16 protein-coding genes and 1 riboswitch are annotated in these 14,755 nt (G+C 38.5%); of the genes, 1 reads left to right on the plus strand and 15 read right to left on the minus strand.

Annotation, left to right across the window (positions count from 1 at the left end; genetic code table 11):
* Nucleotides 1-123: 123 nt before the first annotated feature.
* The 15 genes from EV694_RS03385 to rhlB all read right to left on the minus strand — a co-directional run bounded on the left by EV694_RS03385 (nt 124) and on the right by rhlB (nt 13,808).
* Nucleotides 124-1,506, minus strand: a complete 1,383-nt coding sequence (locus EV694_RS03385; RefSeq protein WP_132689305.1) for an alanine/glycine:cation symporter family protein — start codon at nt 1,504-1,506, stop codon at nt 124-126.
* Between the two features lie 103 nt (nt 1,507-1,609).
* A riboswitch (glycine riboswitch) is annotated at nt 1,610-1,721 on the minus strand.
* A gap of 177 nt (nt 1,722-1,898) precedes the next feature.
* Nucleotides 1,899-2,162 (minus strand): GNAT family N-acetyltransferase, encoded by a 264-nt coding sequence (locus tag EV694_RS03390; protein ID WP_132689308.1) that lies wholly within the window; start codon nt 2,160-2,162, stop codon nt 1,899-1,901.
* Nucleotides 2,162-2,374 carry a DNA gyrase inhibitor YacG gene (gene yacG / locus EV694_RS03395; protein WP_132689312.1) on the minus strand — a complete coding sequence of 71 codons (213 nt, stop codon included), beginning with the start codon at nt 2,372-2,374 and terminating at the stop codon, nt 2,162-2,164. Before yacG ends, EV694_RS03390 begins: the two co-directional genes overlap by 1 nt.
* Nucleotides 2,364-2,996: a dephospho-CoA kinase gene (gene coaE, locus EV694_RS03400; RefSeq protein WP_132689315.1), complete on the minus strand. Its 633-nt coding sequence runs from the start codon at nt 2,994-2,996 to the stop codon at nt 2,364-2,366. Before coaE ends, yacG begins: the two co-directional genes overlap by 11 nt.
* 217 nt (nt 2,997-3,213) lie before the next feature.
* Nucleotides 3,214-4,104, minus strand: coding sequence for an acetyl-CoA carboxylase, carboxyltransferase subunit beta (gene accD / locus EV694_RS03405; protein ID WP_132689317.1), 891 nt, complete (start codon nt 4,102-4,104; stop codon nt 3,214-3,216).
* A gap of 194 nt (nt 4,105-4,298) precedes the next feature.
* Nucleotides 4,299-5,261, minus strand: coding sequence for a lipoyl synthase (gene lipA / locus EV694_RS03410; RefSeq protein ID WP_132689320.1), 963 nt, complete (start codon nt 5,259-5,261; stop codon nt 4,299-4,301).
* Between the two features lie 10 nt (nt 5,262-5,271).
* A complete protein-coding gene (gene lipB / locus EV694_RS03415) occupies nt 5,272-5,940 on the minus strand; it encodes a lipoyl(octanoyl) transferase LipB (RefSeq protein ID WP_132689323.1) in 669 nt (222 codons plus the stop codon).
* A gap of 13 nt (nt 5,941-5,953) precedes the next feature.
* Nucleotides 5,954-6,247 (minus strand): DUF493 family protein YbeD, encoded by a 294-nt coding sequence (ybeD, locus tag EV694_RS03420; RefSeq protein WP_132689325.1) that lies wholly within the window; start codon nt 6,245-6,247, stop codon nt 5,954-5,956.
* Between the two features lie 154 nt (nt 6,248-6,401).
* Nucleotides 6,402-7,586, minus strand: coding sequence for a serine hydrolase (locus tag EV694_RS03425; protein ID WP_132689328.1), 1,185 nt, complete (start codon nt 7,584-7,586; stop codon nt 6,402-6,404).
* 92 nt (nt 7,587-7,678) lie between these two features.
* Nucleotides 7,679-8,590 carry a septal ring lytic transglycosylase RlpA family protein gene (locus EV694_RS03430; protein WP_132689331.1) on the minus strand — a complete coding sequence of 304 codons (912 nt, stop codon included), beginning with the start codon at nt 8,588-8,590 and terminating at the stop codon, nt 7,679-7,681.
* Nucleotides 8,591-8,603: 13 nt separating this feature from the next.
* Nucleotides 8,604-9,716: a rod shape-determining protein RodA gene (gene rodA / locus EV694_RS03435; protein WP_132689334.1), complete on the minus strand. Its 1,113-nt coding sequence runs from the start codon at nt 9,714-9,716 to the stop codon at nt 8,604-8,606.
* Nucleotides 9,709-11,655 carry a penicillin-binding protein 2 gene (mrdA, locus tag EV694_RS03440; protein WP_132689337.1) on the minus strand — a complete coding sequence of 649 codons (1,947 nt, stop codon included), beginning with the start codon at nt 11,653-11,655 and terminating at the stop codon, nt 9,709-9,711. Before mrdA ends, rodA begins: the two co-directional genes overlap by 8 nt.
* Nucleotides 11,656-11,661: 6 nt before the next feature.
* Entirely contained in the window at nt 11,662-12,132 is a 471-nt protein-coding gene (gene rlmH, locus EV694_RS03445) for a 23S rRNA (pseudouridine(1915)-N(3))-methyltransferase RlmH (RefSeq protein ID WP_132689340.1), read from the minus strand.
* A gap of 21 nt (nt 12,133-12,153) precedes the next feature.
* Entirely contained in the window at nt 12,154-12,462 is a 309-nt protein-coding gene (gene rsfS, locus EV694_RS03450) for a ribosome silencing factor (RefSeq protein WP_207859784.1), read from the minus strand.
* Between the two features lie 74 nt (nt 12,463-12,536).
* Nucleotides 12,537-13,808, minus strand: a complete 1,272-nt coding sequence (rhlB, locus tag EV694_RS03455; RefSeq protein WP_132689347.1) for an ATP-dependent RNA helicase RhlB — start codon at nt 13,806-13,808, stop codon at nt 12,537-12,539.
* Nucleotides 13,809-14,130: 322 nt separating this feature from the next.
* On the opposite strand from rhlB, the gene EV694_RS03460 reads away from it, so the two are divergent.
* Nucleotides 14,131-14,661, plus strand: a complete 531-nt coding sequence (locus EV694_RS03460; RefSeq protein WP_243645966.1) for a DUF1440 domain-containing protein — start codon at nt 14,131-14,133, stop codon at nt 14,659-14,661.
* The last annotated feature ends 94 nt before the right edge of the window (nt 14,662-14,755 follow it).

The raw sequence follows: 14,755 nt of genomic DNA on the forward strand, positions 1-14,755 counted from the left end.
ATGATCTGGTTCGAAGATTTGCATTAATCTGCTTTTCTTTCTATACAAAGATGTTATAGTTAATGGGATGATAAAATCAAAAAGGGCAATTTCCATTGCCCTTATTTTATTGCGGATTAACAATTAATTTGTCATACCTTGTTCGTCTTGATCAACTTGATTATGTTTTAAGCGATAAAAATAATCTTTGGTTTCTTCAATAATCACTTTACGCAAACCGACTAAAGCAATAAGGTTAGGGAATGCCATAAGCCCATTAACGATATCGGCTAAAATCCAGATTAAATCTAAATGAATAAATGCACCACAACCCACCAAAATAATAAATACTGTACGATAGATTTTAATGCCTTTTATGCCCACAAGATAAACAAAACAACGTTCTCCGTAATAACACCAACCTAAAATCGTGGTAAAGGCGAAAAAGAGTAATCCCAGTGTCACAATAGTCGCACCGATATTGCTTCCTAATCCCTGTGAAAAGGCATAATTTGTGACGACAGCCCCCGCTAAATCAGGCGATTGCCATACGCCAGTGATCACTAAAACTAAACCTGTCATTGAACAGACAATGATCGTGTCTAAAAAGGTGCCAGTCATCGAAATTAACCCTTGACGAGCAGGCTCTTTAGTTTGTGCTGCGGCGGCAGCAATAGGCGCACTCCCTAAGCCCGATTCATTGGAAAAGATACCTCGTGCTACCCCAGATTGAATGGCTTGCATAACGGTATACCCCAATGCTCCCCCTAAGGCTGCGCTAGGATCAAACGCACTACGAATAATCAAAGAAATTGCTGCTGGCACTTTATCTAAGTTCATTAATAAAATAATGATTGATGTTGCCACATAGAAAATCGCCATAAATGGCACAATATAGGAAGACACAGAAGAAATTCGTTTCACTCCCCCTAAAATAATCAATGCCACTAAACAAGTGATAACAGCGGCGGTAAGGGGAATTGGTACGCTGAAAGTATCCTGCATAGCCGAGGTTATTGCATTAATTTGTGGAAAGGTACCAATACCAAAAAAGGCAACTAATACCCCAAAAATAGCGAATAATTTAGCGAGCCATTTTAGCCCTAGTCCTCGTTCAATATAATACATTGGGCCGCCCGCCATAAAGCCTTGCTTGTCGCGTACACGATATTTTACAGCCAATAAACATTCTGCATATTTGGTTGCCATACCTAATAATGCCACAAGCCACATCCAAAACATCGCACCGGGGCCGCCTGTTTGAATTGCCGTCGCAACACCAACAATATTCCCTGTCCCAATCGTGGCGGAAAGTGCAGTACAAAGTGCGGCAAAAGAAGAAACGTCGCCTTTCACACCTTTCCCTTGTTCCTTTTTGAACAAATAGCTCAAAGCGCGTGGTAACTGAAAGATTTGAATAAATCCTAAACGAAAAGTGAGATACAAACCTGTTCCTGATAATAAAATCAGTAAAGGCGCTCCCCATACAACATTGTTAATTGATGTTAATATTGTCTGTAATGACATATTCTTCCTCGTAAATATCACTTATACAAGGAGATGAAAAGCATACTGTGAAAAGAAAATGAGATATTCAAGCCATTAAGCCTGATAGAAATAAACAGCCAAACTTTCCTCCCCTGTCCTTTTGCCTGAGCGTTTGAAAATTCTAACGAATTTTTTGCGCCTTCGGCGTCCATTTTGTGTTAATTAACACATTGGCTCTCTCCAAGGGTTCGTCCAGTAACAGTCCTCGCTTTATTTGTCTTGCACAAAATAAGCACCTGAAAGATTTTACTTCTTCGGTGCAGAGTAAACTCCCTGCTCTCCAGCTACCTTCAACCGAACAATTCCATCATAAAAATGGAATGGGCAATTCTAACAATATCAAAAAATATTGCAATAAAACGAAAAAATTTTTATATTTTTGACCGCACTTTTTGCTCAATATAAGTACAACTGGTTTGCAATGTGAATTGATTTTGCTGCACAAAATTCATTAACGCTAAAAATAACTGATGTGCAACGCCTTGCCCTCGTAAACATTCATCCACAAAAGTGTGTTCAGCATTAATACAATCAGCTTGTACATATTGATAAGTAAGATAAGCGATTTTTTTCCCTGTTTCATCACAAATAAAAAATTCGCCTTGTTGAAGATTATCTTGGTGTTGAATTTTCATCAGTTTTTCGTCCAATCTTGATTATCCTCTGTTAAATTCATCGCAAAGTCCGCAGTATCGCTGGGAATGGCATTTTCCTCCGCTGCCCAGCCCCCTAAATCAATAATTTGACAACGTTTACTACAAAATGGGCGATAAAGACTTTGTTCAGTCCAAGCTACCGCTTTATGACAAGTCGGACAAGCCACTTCAAACACATCATTATTTTTCATTCTTTTCCTCTTTTTCTTTCGCAAGTGCTAAATATAATTGATGTAACCGTTGCACCTGTTGCCAAATATTATCACGATTCTTACGAAAATTATCTTCATTAAGAATCACATCGTCAGCCGCCGCCAAACGTATTTCACGGCTCACTTGAGATGACATAATATTCCGAATTAATGCCACATCGTTATTATCTCGTAAACTTGCACGCCGCAACTGTGTTTCAGGCTCAACATCAACCACTAACACACGATCACAATAAGAAAGCAACTTATTTTCAATTAATAAAGGAACCATCCAAATCACATAAGGCGATGACTGCTGTTGTAATTGGATTAACATCGCTTGCCGAATAGCAGGGTGCAATAATTGATTTAACCAATGTTTATCTTGTTCATTAGCAAAAATGCGCTCACGCAACAGAGAACGGTTTAACCCACCATTATCTAATAAAATATCTTTACCAAAATAATCAACAATATTGGCTAATAAAGGCGAACCTTTTTCCACCACCTCACGAGCAACCACATCAGCATCCACCACCGCAACACCTAACTGAGCAAATAATGCTGCAATAGTGGATTTACCACTACCAATTCCTCCCGTTAAACCAACAATATATCCCATAAAATTCTCACAAAACGCACCGCACTTTTTAAAATTAAAGCATATAATAATCAAATGAAGAGAAAAGAATACGTCAAATATATAGTCGTTTCAATTGAAAATAGCGCAATTATATTAGAATAAAAAATAAAATCTGCATCCTAATTAGATAACCTATTACGATTATTAAGACACAGATTAAAAAGATAGATGCTTGTAAAGCTTTCCTATAATATTCCTATATGGTTTCTGCTAAAAATTCAGTTTCAACAAAAGGCGAAGGCTGGTGTGTTAATTTACTTAAAATACTGGCTAAGGTTTCACGCATTTTTGCACGTTCTACGATCATATCAATCGCTCCTTTTTCCAATAAAAACTCACTACGCTGAAATCCCTCTGGTAATTTTTCACGCACTGTTTGTTCTATCACTCGAGGGCCTGCAAAACCAATCAATGCTTTAGGTTCGGCAATATTTAAATCACCTAACATAGCAAAACTGGCAGAAACGCCCCCTAAAGTAGGATCGGTTAATACGGAGATAAATGGCACGCCTTTTTCTCGCATTTTTGCCAATACCGCACTGGTTTTTGCCATTTGCATTAAGGAAAACAAAGCCTCTTGCATACGTGCCCCACCGCTCGCTGAAAAACAAATAAAGGGGCAATTCTCTGCAATAGCCTGCTCGGCGGCTTTAACGAATTTAGCCCCTACCACGGAGCCCATTGACCCTCCCATAAAACTAAAATTAGAGGCGGCAACAATGACAGGCATATCATACAATGTGCCACGAAATGCGACCAATGCATCTTTTTCTCCGGTTTGTTTTTGAGCCGCTGATAACCGATCTTTATATTTTTTCAGATCTTTAAATTTCAAAATATCCTGTGGCTCAAGATCCGCACTAATTTCAACCGCACTTTCTTTATCCAATAAAGCCAATAAGCGCTCTCGTGCGTCAATACGCATATGATGTCCGCATTTTGGGCAAACTTCGAGATTACGTTTTAATTCATCACGATATAAAACCTGTTCGCAAGCCGTACATTTTGTCCAAACGCCTTCTGGTACATTGGCTTTTCTTGAACTTGAAATTGAAGTTTTGCTTAGAATTTTTTCAATCCAACTCATTTTGATCGGGTATCCTCTAGTAAAAAATATCGGCTATTACATCATAAATTAACTTGATAGGCTAGAATTGTTTATTCTATAAAATACTATAGTCGTTTCAATTTACAATAAAACATACCAACTCTGTATTACTTTCAAGTGAGACGACTATAAAATAAGACCTGTTCATTTAACCAACTAGCCTTATAACTAAATTATTTCACAACCCCACCACTAGCTTGTAAATCTGCATGGTAAGAAGAACGTACAAAAGGACCACAGGCGGCGTGTTCAAATCCCATTGCGTTAGCTTTTTCACGCATCATATCAAACTCTGTTGGTGGGACATAGCGTGCAACAGGGAGATGATGGCGACTTGGTTGTAGGTATTGTCCTAAGGTCAACATAGTAACGCCGTTATCACGTAAATCTTGCATAACTTCCAAAATTTCTTCGTTGGTTTCTCCTAATCCTACCATTAAGCCTGATTTAGTTGGAATATGAGGAAACATTGCTTTAAATTCGCGCAATAATTTTAATGACCATTGATAATCTGCACCCGGGCGAATTTCTCGGTATAATCTTGGCACATTTTCTAAATTATGGTTAAACACATCTGGTGGATTATCCTTTAATTTATCCAATGCTTGTTCAATTCTGCCACGAAAATCTGGGACTAAAATTTCAATTTTAATACCCGGATTTAACGTCCGAATTTCTTTTACACATTGGGCGAAATGTCCCGCACCACGATCAGGTAGGTCATCACGATCCACAGAGGTTATCACCACATATTTTAATTTCATATCTTGAATGGTTTCTGCCAGTTTTCTCGGCTCTTCGGGATCTGGAGGGAGGGGCTTACCATGAGCCACATCACAAAACGGACAACGTCTGGTACAAATCGCACCAAGAATCATAAATGTGGCTGTGCCATGGTTAAAACATTCGTGTAAATTTGGGCAGGAAGCCTCTTCGCAAACAGAATGTAAGCCATGACGTCGCATACCATTTTTAATGCTTTCTATTTTCGCTGAGCTTGCTGGTAATTTAATTTTCATCCACTCAGGTTTTTTGAGTAACGCCTGATTAGGATCGATGTTTTTTACAGGGATAATGGAGGTTTTTGCTGCATCACGATATTTGACGCCTCGTTCCATTTTAAATGGTTGACCCATCATTTTATCCTTATTCGTTGTTAATTTGTTGTATTTGTTGATAACCTAGAATTTGAGCAAAATGTTTAATTAAATAAGGCGATATCATCGCACAATCTAATTGTTTATTGCCCACTAAATCTGCTAATTGGCACATGGTTAAACCCGCATAACCACAAGGATTAATTTGCTTAAAAGGGGTAAGATCCATATTGATATTTAACGCTAAACCATGAAAAGAGCAACCTTGACGAATTCTTAGTCCTAATGAGCAAATTTTTTGTTCATTAACATAAACCCCCGGTGCATCAGGTTTGGGATAGCTTTCAATAGCAAACTCTGCCAATGTTTTGACTACGGTATCCTCTAAAGCAGAAACTAAGCTCCGTACAGAAAAGTGCGGTTCAAATTGCGTTTTTTTTCGCTTAATATCCACTAACACATACATCACTTGCTGACCTGGTCCATGATAAGTAATTTGCCCACCACGATCCGATTGCACCACAGGAATTTCTGTATTGGCTAATAAATGTTCTGGTTTACCCGCTTGTCCTTGCGTAAATACGGGATAATGCTCCACCAGCCAAACTTCGTCATGAGTATGAGTTGTTCGGTTATCAGTAAAGGCTTGCATTTTATGCCAAATTTCGTCGTAATGTTGCAAACCCAGTTGGCGAACAATTAATGTGCTACTTTCCATTTTCTCACCTAGGTTATAACACCATTCTCACACGCTCAAGTTCGCCTAACTCTTTATATAGCTTTTCAATTTGCTCAATATCTTTCGCATTAATGGTGACGGTAATGGAATGATATTTACCTGTGCGACTTGGTTTTACAACGGGAGAATAATCGCCCGGTGCATGGCGTTGAATGACTTCTAACACATTGTCTAATAACTCTGGGTGTGCTTCGCCCATAATTTTATAAGGAAAATCACAAGGAAATTCCAATAACTCTTTTAAACTTGCTTGAGGAAGTTCACTTAAATTCACTTCTTTACTCATTTTATTTCCTCACTCATCACTATTCTTATTGATAAAATTATCAGGTAGAAATACAGTAAAGCGGAGGTTTTGCAAAAATGTTACAAAACCCACCGCTCTTTGTAAAAGATATTTTACCAAAATAAAATATAAGGACAATTATTCCTTTTACAAGCTAACTAAATAATCCTTTTACCGTTAGCACAATCCAATCCCAGCTTTTCCCCAAAAAGCCTGCTTCTTCCACATCTTGTAATACCTGTAAATTGGCTTCAGCAATATCTTTTCCATCAAGCTGATAAATCACTTTACCAATCACTTGTCCTTTTACTAATGGGGCTTGTAAATATTTATCCGTTAATTCATAACGCGCTTTAAGATCGGCATTACGTCCTTTAGGAATGGTAATAAAGGCATCTTGTAATACGCCTAGTACCACTTTATTCTCTTTGCCATAATAAAGTGGTTGTTCCGAAATTGTTTTGTTCGCCTCTAAGGTTTTAAAGGTGTCAAATCGGCTAAATCCCCATTGTAATAATTTTTTACTTTCAACTTCTCGCCCTTTGATGGTTTCGACCCCCATTACCACAGAAATCAAACGCATATTATTTTGTGTCGCCGATGCCACTAAATTATAGCCCGCTAAATTGGTATGTCCTGTTTTAATACCATCAACATTTAGCGATTTATCCCATAATAAACCATTGCGGTTAGGCTGTTTGATATTGTTAAAAGTAAACTCTTTCTCCGCATAAATTTTATATTCTTCGGGTAAATCACGAATTAAATGAGCGCCAATAATCGCCATATCACGCGCTGAAGAATATTGATCTTCATGATCTAAGCCATGCACTGTGGCGAAATGGGTATTCTTAAGCCCAAACTGTTGGACGAATTTATTCATTTGATCAATAAAGTTTTGGGTTGAACCCGATAAATGCTCTGCAATGGCAACACAGGCATCATTGCCTGATACAATAATAATGCCACGATTAAGATCATCTACTGAAACCTGTTGATTTAAGTTTAAAAACATTTTTGACGAACCTGGAAAATTTCTTCCCCAGCTGTTTTCTGTAATAGTAACCATATCCGTAGGATGTAATTCACCACGCTTAATGGCATCGCCTACCACATAACTGGTCATCATTTTAGTTAGCGAGGCGGGAGCTTGTCGTTGATCAGGTTGATAAGCCGCCAAAACTGCTCCAGAATGATAATCCATTAAAATATAGGTTTGTGCATTGATTTGTGGTGGGGCGATACCATAATCCACATCTTGTGCAAAAGAAAAAGATGAAATGGCACATAACCCTGCCAAAAGAGTGAGTTTACTTTTACGAATAACCGTTGTCAGCATAAAACGCTTTGCTCCTTGTTATGAAGATAAAATGTTTTCTCGTTGTTTCCATTTAAAATAAGACCAAGTGGTACGATATATTTTAATGATGGTTAATAACTGTAAGTATATAAAGATACCGATTGTGCATTATCTAATTGATTTAATTTTTGTTTGATTTGATTAATATCTCGTTGACTATTTAAAGCAGTAAATAATACTTCGTATTCTCCTTCCACTTGAGTAATTTCTGTTTTGACATTTTTCATCGCTAATTTCTCTACTAAATCTTGCGCTTGATTTTCGCTTTCAAGATTTTTCATCCGTACTGCATAATTATTTGCCACTTGTTTACTTGATGTAGCCTCTTGATTTGCTGGAGTACGTTGCTGAGCCAATGTTGTTGTTTGATCTGAAATCGCTTTATTTTTAGCAACCAAAGTATTGCTTTCATCTAGCACTAAACGGCTTGTATCTTTCGCTGTTTTGGCAAGGGTATCCACCCCAGCCCCTGAAATATTACCGCCTCGATCAACATGAAGGGCTTCAATTTTCACTTTTGCTAAGCCAGAACCTAGCATACCGATTTCTTTAGCTGCCGCTCGGGAAAGATCAATTAAACGTGAATTAACAAAAGGGCCTCGATCATTAATCCGCACAATCACTTTACGGTTATTGGTTAAGTTCGTCACCAACGCATAAGAATTGATGGGTAGGGTTTTATGAGCCGCGGTAAACTCCGTTTGATTATAGGTTTCACCATTTGAGGTTTTACGCCCATTAAATTTACTATGATAATAGCTTGCTGTTCCCACTTTTGAATAGGCTTTCGCTTCATCAATGGCTTTTGTGGTATAAGACTTTCCTTTCACTTGATAAGTCGTGGGGCTTGTTAATGATGTTTGCTTATCTAAGGTTGCCCCTGTAATCCCATAAAGTTTTTTTGTTTCTGATTTAGCATAAATCGGCGAACTCACAAACAAAAAAGCTAATAAAATAGAAAGTAATTTGTTACTTTTAGTCATATCAATTTCCTAGTTAATCTCTATTTGATAACTTTTGTCTATGGGTATGAATTGACATAATCAAACCAAAACCTGCCATAATCGTCACAAAGGATGTGCCGCCATAGCTGAATAAAGGTAATGGCACACCAACTACAGGTAAAATTCCACTTACCATACCAATATTCACAAAAACATAGACAAAAAAGATCAAGGTCAATGCACCGGTCAAAATACGCCCAAACGCTGTTTCGGCTTGCGCTCCGATAATTAATCCTCTTGCTACAATAAATAAATAAATTGCCAATAATACTAACACACCCACCATACCAAATTCCTCACTTAATACTGAAAAAATAAAATCAGTATGAGGTTCTGGTAAAAACTCAAGTTGAGATTGTGTTCCCTGCATCCAACCTTTGCCAAACAGACCGCCTGAACCAATGGCAATTTTAGATTGAATAATATGATAGCCTGCCCCTAAGGGATCTTTTTCTGGATCTAATAAGGTCATTACCCTTGTACGTTGATAATCATGCATTAGATACAACCATAAAATAGGTAAGAAGCCTGCTAAACCCACGACTGCTGTGGCAATCAGTTTCCAACTCATGCCCGCTAAAAATACCACAAAAACCCCTGAAGCACTAACCAAAATTGAAGTACCTAAATCAGGCTGAATCGCCACTAACAAGGTAGGTACAACAATTAACCCTAATGCAATCAAGGTATGAGAGAGCTTTGGTGGTAATGTTTTTTTGCCTAAATATAATGCCACCATTAAGGGCACAGATAATTTAACAATTTCCGAAGGCTGAAAACGAATAATGCCTAAATCAAGCCAACGTTGTGCCCCTTTACTGGTTGTACCAGCAAAATCCACTAAAATTAATAAAATGATACCAACAATAAATAAATAAGGGGCTATTCGCTGATAAAAGCGAGGGGAAAATTGTGCCATGACTAACATCACGACAAAGCCTAAAGCCACTTGGATCACGCGGTTACGAAACATGGCTTGATTGCCGCCAGAAGCGCTATATAACACCAATAAACCATAACCTGAAATAGCAATTAAGCCGAGCAATAATAACAGATCAAGATGTAATCTTTGCCATAAACGTAATAGCAGACTTTTCTCATTCATGCTTGGTATTATCCTCATTCTTCACAGGTGCTAATGGAGTTTGTTGCATTTTTTCCACTTGAGGTAAACGTACATTCAAATAATAATCCATAATTTGCCGTACCACGGGAGCCGCACTTGAACTACCTCCCCCGGCATTTTCTAAAATAATTGAGATCACAAGTTTAGGTTTATCATAAGGTGCATAACCAATAAACCAAGCGTGATCGTGCAGATGCTTTGACAAGTTTTTAGCATCATAAGTTTCATTTTCTTTTAAACTAAAAACTTGTGCGGTCCCCGATTTGCCTGCGGCAATATAATTTGTGCCGACAAACGCCTTGCGCCCTGTACCATTAGCGGCATTAATCACGCCCCACATACCTCGCTTAGCAGCGTCCCAATATGCTTGTGGTGGCTCATTAATATCAGGATAAAGTAACGGATCTTGATAAAGCTCTACCTCATCTCCCATAATTTGTTTCATTAAATGGGGGGTATGAATTTTGCCATTATTCACCAAAATACTGGTCGCTTTAGCCAGTTGTAATGGTGTCGCCGTCCAATAGCCTTGTCCAATCCCAACAGGAATAGTATCTCCCTGTACCCAAGGTTTTTTATAACGACGCTGTTTCCATTCTCGATCAGGCATAATCCCTGCGGACTCTTCACGCAAATCAATCCCCGTGGTCATACCAAAACCAAACTTTTTCATGGCTTCGGATAAACGATCAATGCCCATATTATAAGCAAGCTGGTAAAAGTAGGTATCCGAAGATTCAATAATCGCCTTATTTAAATCTGTGTTACCATGCCCCGATCTTTTCCAATCACGATAACGTCTTGTGGTATTAGGTAATACCCAATATCCAGGATCCCAAATGGTTAAATTTGTGGTAATTACCTTTTCCTGTAAAGCTGACACGCCAATAAAGGGTTTTACCGTAGAAGCGGGTGGATAAGCCCCTTGTGTGGCTCGGCTATATAGCGGACGATCATCATCATTTAATAAACGGCGATAATCCGCCACTGAAATCCCACCAACAAATAAATTATTATCATAACTTGGGTTGGTTACCATGGCTAAAATACTATTATCCGCAGGATCCATCACCACCACAGCCCCATTATATCCCGCGATTAAATCTGCAATATAACGCTGTAATTCTAAATCAATGGTTAATTGAATACTCTTTCCAGCCACCGCAGGCTGTTCACGCAAAGTACGGATAACTTTACCACGATTATTGGTTTCCACTTCCTCAAATCCCGTTACCCCATGCAACTGATCTTCATAATAACGTTCAATACCTAGCTTACCAATATCATGGGTACCTGCATAATTGGCAAATTTCTCCTCGGCTTTTAAACGTTCCACATCTTTATCATTAATCTTGCCCACATAACCCAAAATATGGGTTAAAGGCTCACCATATAAATAATGACGTTTAAAATAAGGACGAATATCCATACTTTGGTAATTATATTGATTAACGGCAAAACGGGCAATTTGCTCCTCGGTCAAATCGGGCTTCAACAAAATAGGCGTATAACGAGAAGCACGACGACGTTCACGCTTAAAGCCCTCAATATCCTCATCAGTCAGCCCGACTAAGGTTCTTAACTCCTCAAAAGTGCGGTCTAAATTCTCCACTTTTTCAGGCACTACATACAAACCAAAATAGGTTAAATTTTCTGCCAACAAGGTCCCATAACGATCATAAATCAACCCCCTTGTGGGTGGTAACGGCAATAATTTAATCCGATTTCCATTAGAGCGAGTTTGATAGGTTTGATAATTGGTAATTTGTAAATGATAAAGGTTAGTCAGCAAAATCGCCGTGAGCAATAACACACCAATAAACGCCAACAACGCACGACGAGCAAATAAATTTCGTTCTGCTTTAGCATCACGAATGGGATCATATTGAGGTTGAGCGAGGAATTTTTTCAGATCCATAGCCCATTATTCTCGATGATAAGGGTGATTAGTCAATAATGACCAAGCACGATATAAACTTTCCGCCACCACAATCCGCACTAACGGATGTGGCAAGGTCAATGGCGACAATGACCAACTACTTTCCGCCGCAGCTTTACAAGCAAGCGATAATCCCTCTGGTCCACCAATTAACAAGGCAATATCTCGCCCATCATGACGCCAAGCCTCAAATTGCTTGGCTAATTGCTCTGTTGTCCAAGGTTTACCGGGAATATCAAGGGTAACAATATGGCTATTTTTACCACAAATTGCCAACATTTTATCGCCTTCTTGCTCTAAAATACGTTTAATATCAGCATTCTTCCCACGTTTGCCCGCAGGAATTTCGATCAATTCCAAAGGAATATCCTTAGGAAAACGGCGTTGGTATTCTTCAAAGCCCGTTTTGACCCAAGCTGGCATTTTCGTTCCCACAGCAATTAATTGGATTTTCATTGCATTCCCACTAAATCAAAATTAGCACCATAATTTCTCTAATTGATACAAAGTACGGCTTTCTTGTTGCATAATATGCACCATCACTTGCCCAAAATCCACCACGACCCAATCTGCGGTTTCCTTTCCTTCCTCACCAAAGGCTTCAATTCCCGCTTTTTTACATTCTTCCACTAAACGCTGTGCTAAAGATTGCACATGACGACTGGAGTTGCCTGTACAAATCACCAAATCTTCCGTAATTGGCGATTTACCACGCACATCAAGGTGCAAAATATCACTGCCTTTTAAGTCATCTAATTTATCAATAATAAATTCAAGTTGTGTCAAAATCATTTCCTTCTTATAAAAATATTGTCAATATCCAGTAGCATAAACCATCGTCGTTTCAACAGGGGAGCATATCAAGATTTAAATTTTCCTCTGCCCTGATAGCTAGGCTTGAGTGAACGCTGAAAAGTGCGGTGCGTTTTTAACGAATTTTTTTGCCGCCAAGGGCGAGGTAAATCTTGTCTCAAGGCTTCAGGATCATATTGGCTTACCGCAATAGAATGCCCAATATATTGTTCAATGGCAGGTAAATTCATCGCATATTGCTCACAAGCAAAACTAATGGATACACCACTTTCCCCCGCACGACCTGTCCGCCCAATGCGATGGACATAATCCTCACAATCATCAGGCAAATCATAATTAAACACATGGGTAACATCAGCAATATGCAAGCCCCTCGCCGCCACATCCGTTGCCACCAAAATATCTAATTTCCCCTCACTAAATTGTTTTAACAAGGATAAACGCTTTTTCTGTGCCACATCGCCAGTCAATAATCCCACTCGATGCTGATCTGCCGCCAAATATCCCCAAATTTCCTCACAACGCTGTTTGGTATTAGCAAAAATCATACAACGATCAGGCCATTCTTCCTCAATCAACGTCAACAATAACGCCATTTTATCTTGATCAGAAGGATAAAATAGCTCCTCCTTAATTCGATGTCCTGTTTTCTGAGTAGGCTCAATATCTAAATATTGCGGATCATTCATATCCTCAAAGGCTAACTCTCTTACCTTATAAGACAAGGTCGCAGAAAATAACATCGTCAAACGCTCACTTGGCTTAGGACAACGGCGGATTAAATAACGAATATCACGAATAAAGCCTAAATCAAACATCCGATCCGCTTCATCAAGCACCACCACTTGCACAGAATCTAACCGAATAATGCCCTGCTTATAATAATCAATCAAACGCCCTGTCGTACCAATTAAAATATCAACACCACGCTCAATCGCCTGCACCTGTTTATCATAACCATCACCACCATAGGCTAATGCAGTGATTAAACCTGTGTATTGGACAAGCAATTTAGCATCTTGTTCAATTTGCACCGCCAATTCACGCGTAGGGGCTAAAATCAACGCACGAGGTTGCCCTGCTGAATGGCGTGGAAATTGCAACAAATGATGAAAAGTCGCAATCAAAAATGCCATGGTTTTACCTGTCCCCGTCTGAGCCTGTCCCGCAATATCTCGCCCCTGTAAACTATAAGGCAAAGAACCGGCTTGAATCGGCGTACAATACTCAAAACCTTTGGCTTGTAACGCTTTTAGCACATTAGAATGGAGCGGTAAATCCGCAAAACGCTGCTGAGTTAAATATTGATGTTGCTGCATAATCACAAATTCATTTTACCAATACATAAAATCGCATAAGCATACCACGAACCACTAGAAATGACGAATGTTATAGTCATTAAATGTTGAAATAATAGGGGGCATATCAATTTAACATAAGACAAATAGCTCCCTGAAGAAAACATAAAGCGTACAGCAAGGCATACCTATGCTGTATTATTTTAAGGTGGGGCAACTATAAAATTACATCATTAATACTTGCTTTCCAAGACAAAATGAATAGAATTTAATCGTTTTTGCTTATTCAGCATTAACTTAAATAACATAATATTAAACTGACATTTTACATTAGGAAAAAATTATGAATTTATTTGAACGTACTCAACCTCAATCAAGACATTATGGTTTACTCATTATCATAGGCATTATCGCCGGTTTTATCTCTGCACTTGTAAAATCAGGTTGGGAAGACATTGTTCCTCCTCGCAGTCCCAATATTACTCCTCCTCCGATTGAGTTATTACAAATGTTTGGCATTGATACCGCCAATTTAACCTATACTTGGTTAGATGTTAGTGTCAACTGGGGTGGCAATGGTGTACATATTTTATTTTCTATTGTCTTTGCTATTATTTATTGCGTATTAGCCGAAATTTTTCCTAAGACAAAACTCTTACAAGGAGCAATTTTCGGTTATGCCGCTGCATTCGGTTCCCATTATATTGTCTTTCCAATACTTGGCTTATACGCACCTTTCCAATGGCTAGGTTTTATTTCTGAATTAGGAGGATCATTTTTATGGATTTGGGCCATTGAAATTACCCGAGCTTACCTTCGCAAACGTTGGACTGGGTATGATTGTGCAGAAGTAGAACAACGACATCATAGCTAATATAGCAATCTGCACATAAACATGTGGCTTTTATAATTACTATTATAGTTACTATAGAAAATTAGAAATATTAACATTTGTGAGAAAAATTATT

The organism is Volucribacter psittacicida (assembly GCF_004339025.1).
Lineage (GTDB): Bacteria > Pseudomonadota > Gammaproteobacteria > Enterobacterales > Pasteurellaceae > Volucribacter > Volucribacter psittacicida.

Excerpts from the sequence above, each read along its gene's own strand:
- accD (WP_132689317.1), bottom strand. The coding sequence starts at position 4,104 with ATGAGTTGGATTGAAAAAATTCTAAGCAAAACTTCAATTTCAAGTTCA.
- ybeD (WP_132689325.1), bottom strand. The coding sequence starts at position 6,247 with ATGAGTAAAGAAGTGAATTTAAGTGAACTTCCTCAAGCAAGTTTAAAA.
- rhlB (WP_132689347.1), bottom strand. The coding sequence starts at position 13,808 with ATGCAGCAACATCAATATTTAACTCAGCAGCGTTTTGCGGATTTACCG.
- yacG (WP_132689312.1), bottom strand. The coding sequence starts at position 2,374 with ATGAAAAATAATGATGTGTTTGAAGTGGCTTGTCCGACTTGTCATAAA.
- lipA (WP_132689320.1), bottom strand. The coding sequence starts at position 5,261 with ATGGGTCAACCATTTAAAATGGAACGAGGCGTCAAATATCGTGATGCA.
- mrdA (WP_132689337.1), bottom strand. The coding sequence starts at position 11,655 with ATGGATCTGAAAAAATTCCTCGCTCAACCTCAATATGATCCCATTCGT.
- coaE (WP_132689315.1), bottom strand. The coding sequence starts at position 2,996 with ATGGGATATATTGTTGGTTTAACGGGAGGAATTGGTAGTGGTAAATCC.
- lipB (WP_132689323.1), bottom strand. The coding sequence starts at position 5,940 with ATGGAAAGTAGCACATTAATTGTTCGCCAACTGGGTTTGCAACATTAC.
- EV694_RS03390 (WP_132689308.1), bottom strand. The coding sequence starts at position 2,162 with ATGAAAATTCAACACCAAGATAATCTTCAACAAGGCGAATTTTTTATT.
- EV694_RS03425 (WP_132689328.1), bottom strand. The coding sequence starts at position 7,586 with ATGCTGACAACGGTTATTCGTAAAAGTAAACTCACTCTTTTGGCAGGG.
- EV694_RS03430 (WP_132689331.1), bottom strand. The coding sequence starts at position 8,590 with ATGACTAAAAGTAACAAATTACTTTCTATTTTATTAGCTTTTTTGTTT.
- EV694_RS03460 (WP_243645966.1), top strand. The coding sequence starts at position 14,131 with ATGAATTTATTTGAACGTACTCAACCTCAATCAAGACATTATGGTTTA.
- rlmH (WP_132689340.1), bottom strand. The coding sequence starts at position 12,132 with ATGAAAATCCAATTAATTGCTGTGGGAACGAAAATGCCAGCTTGGGTC.
- rodA (WP_132689334.1), bottom strand. The coding sequence starts at position 9,716 with ATGAATGAGAAAAGTCTGCTATTACGTTTATGGCAAAGATTACATCTT.
- EV694_RS03385 (WP_132689305.1), bottom strand. The coding sequence starts at position 1,506 with ATGTCATTACAGACAATATTAACATCAATTAACAATGTTGTATGGGGA.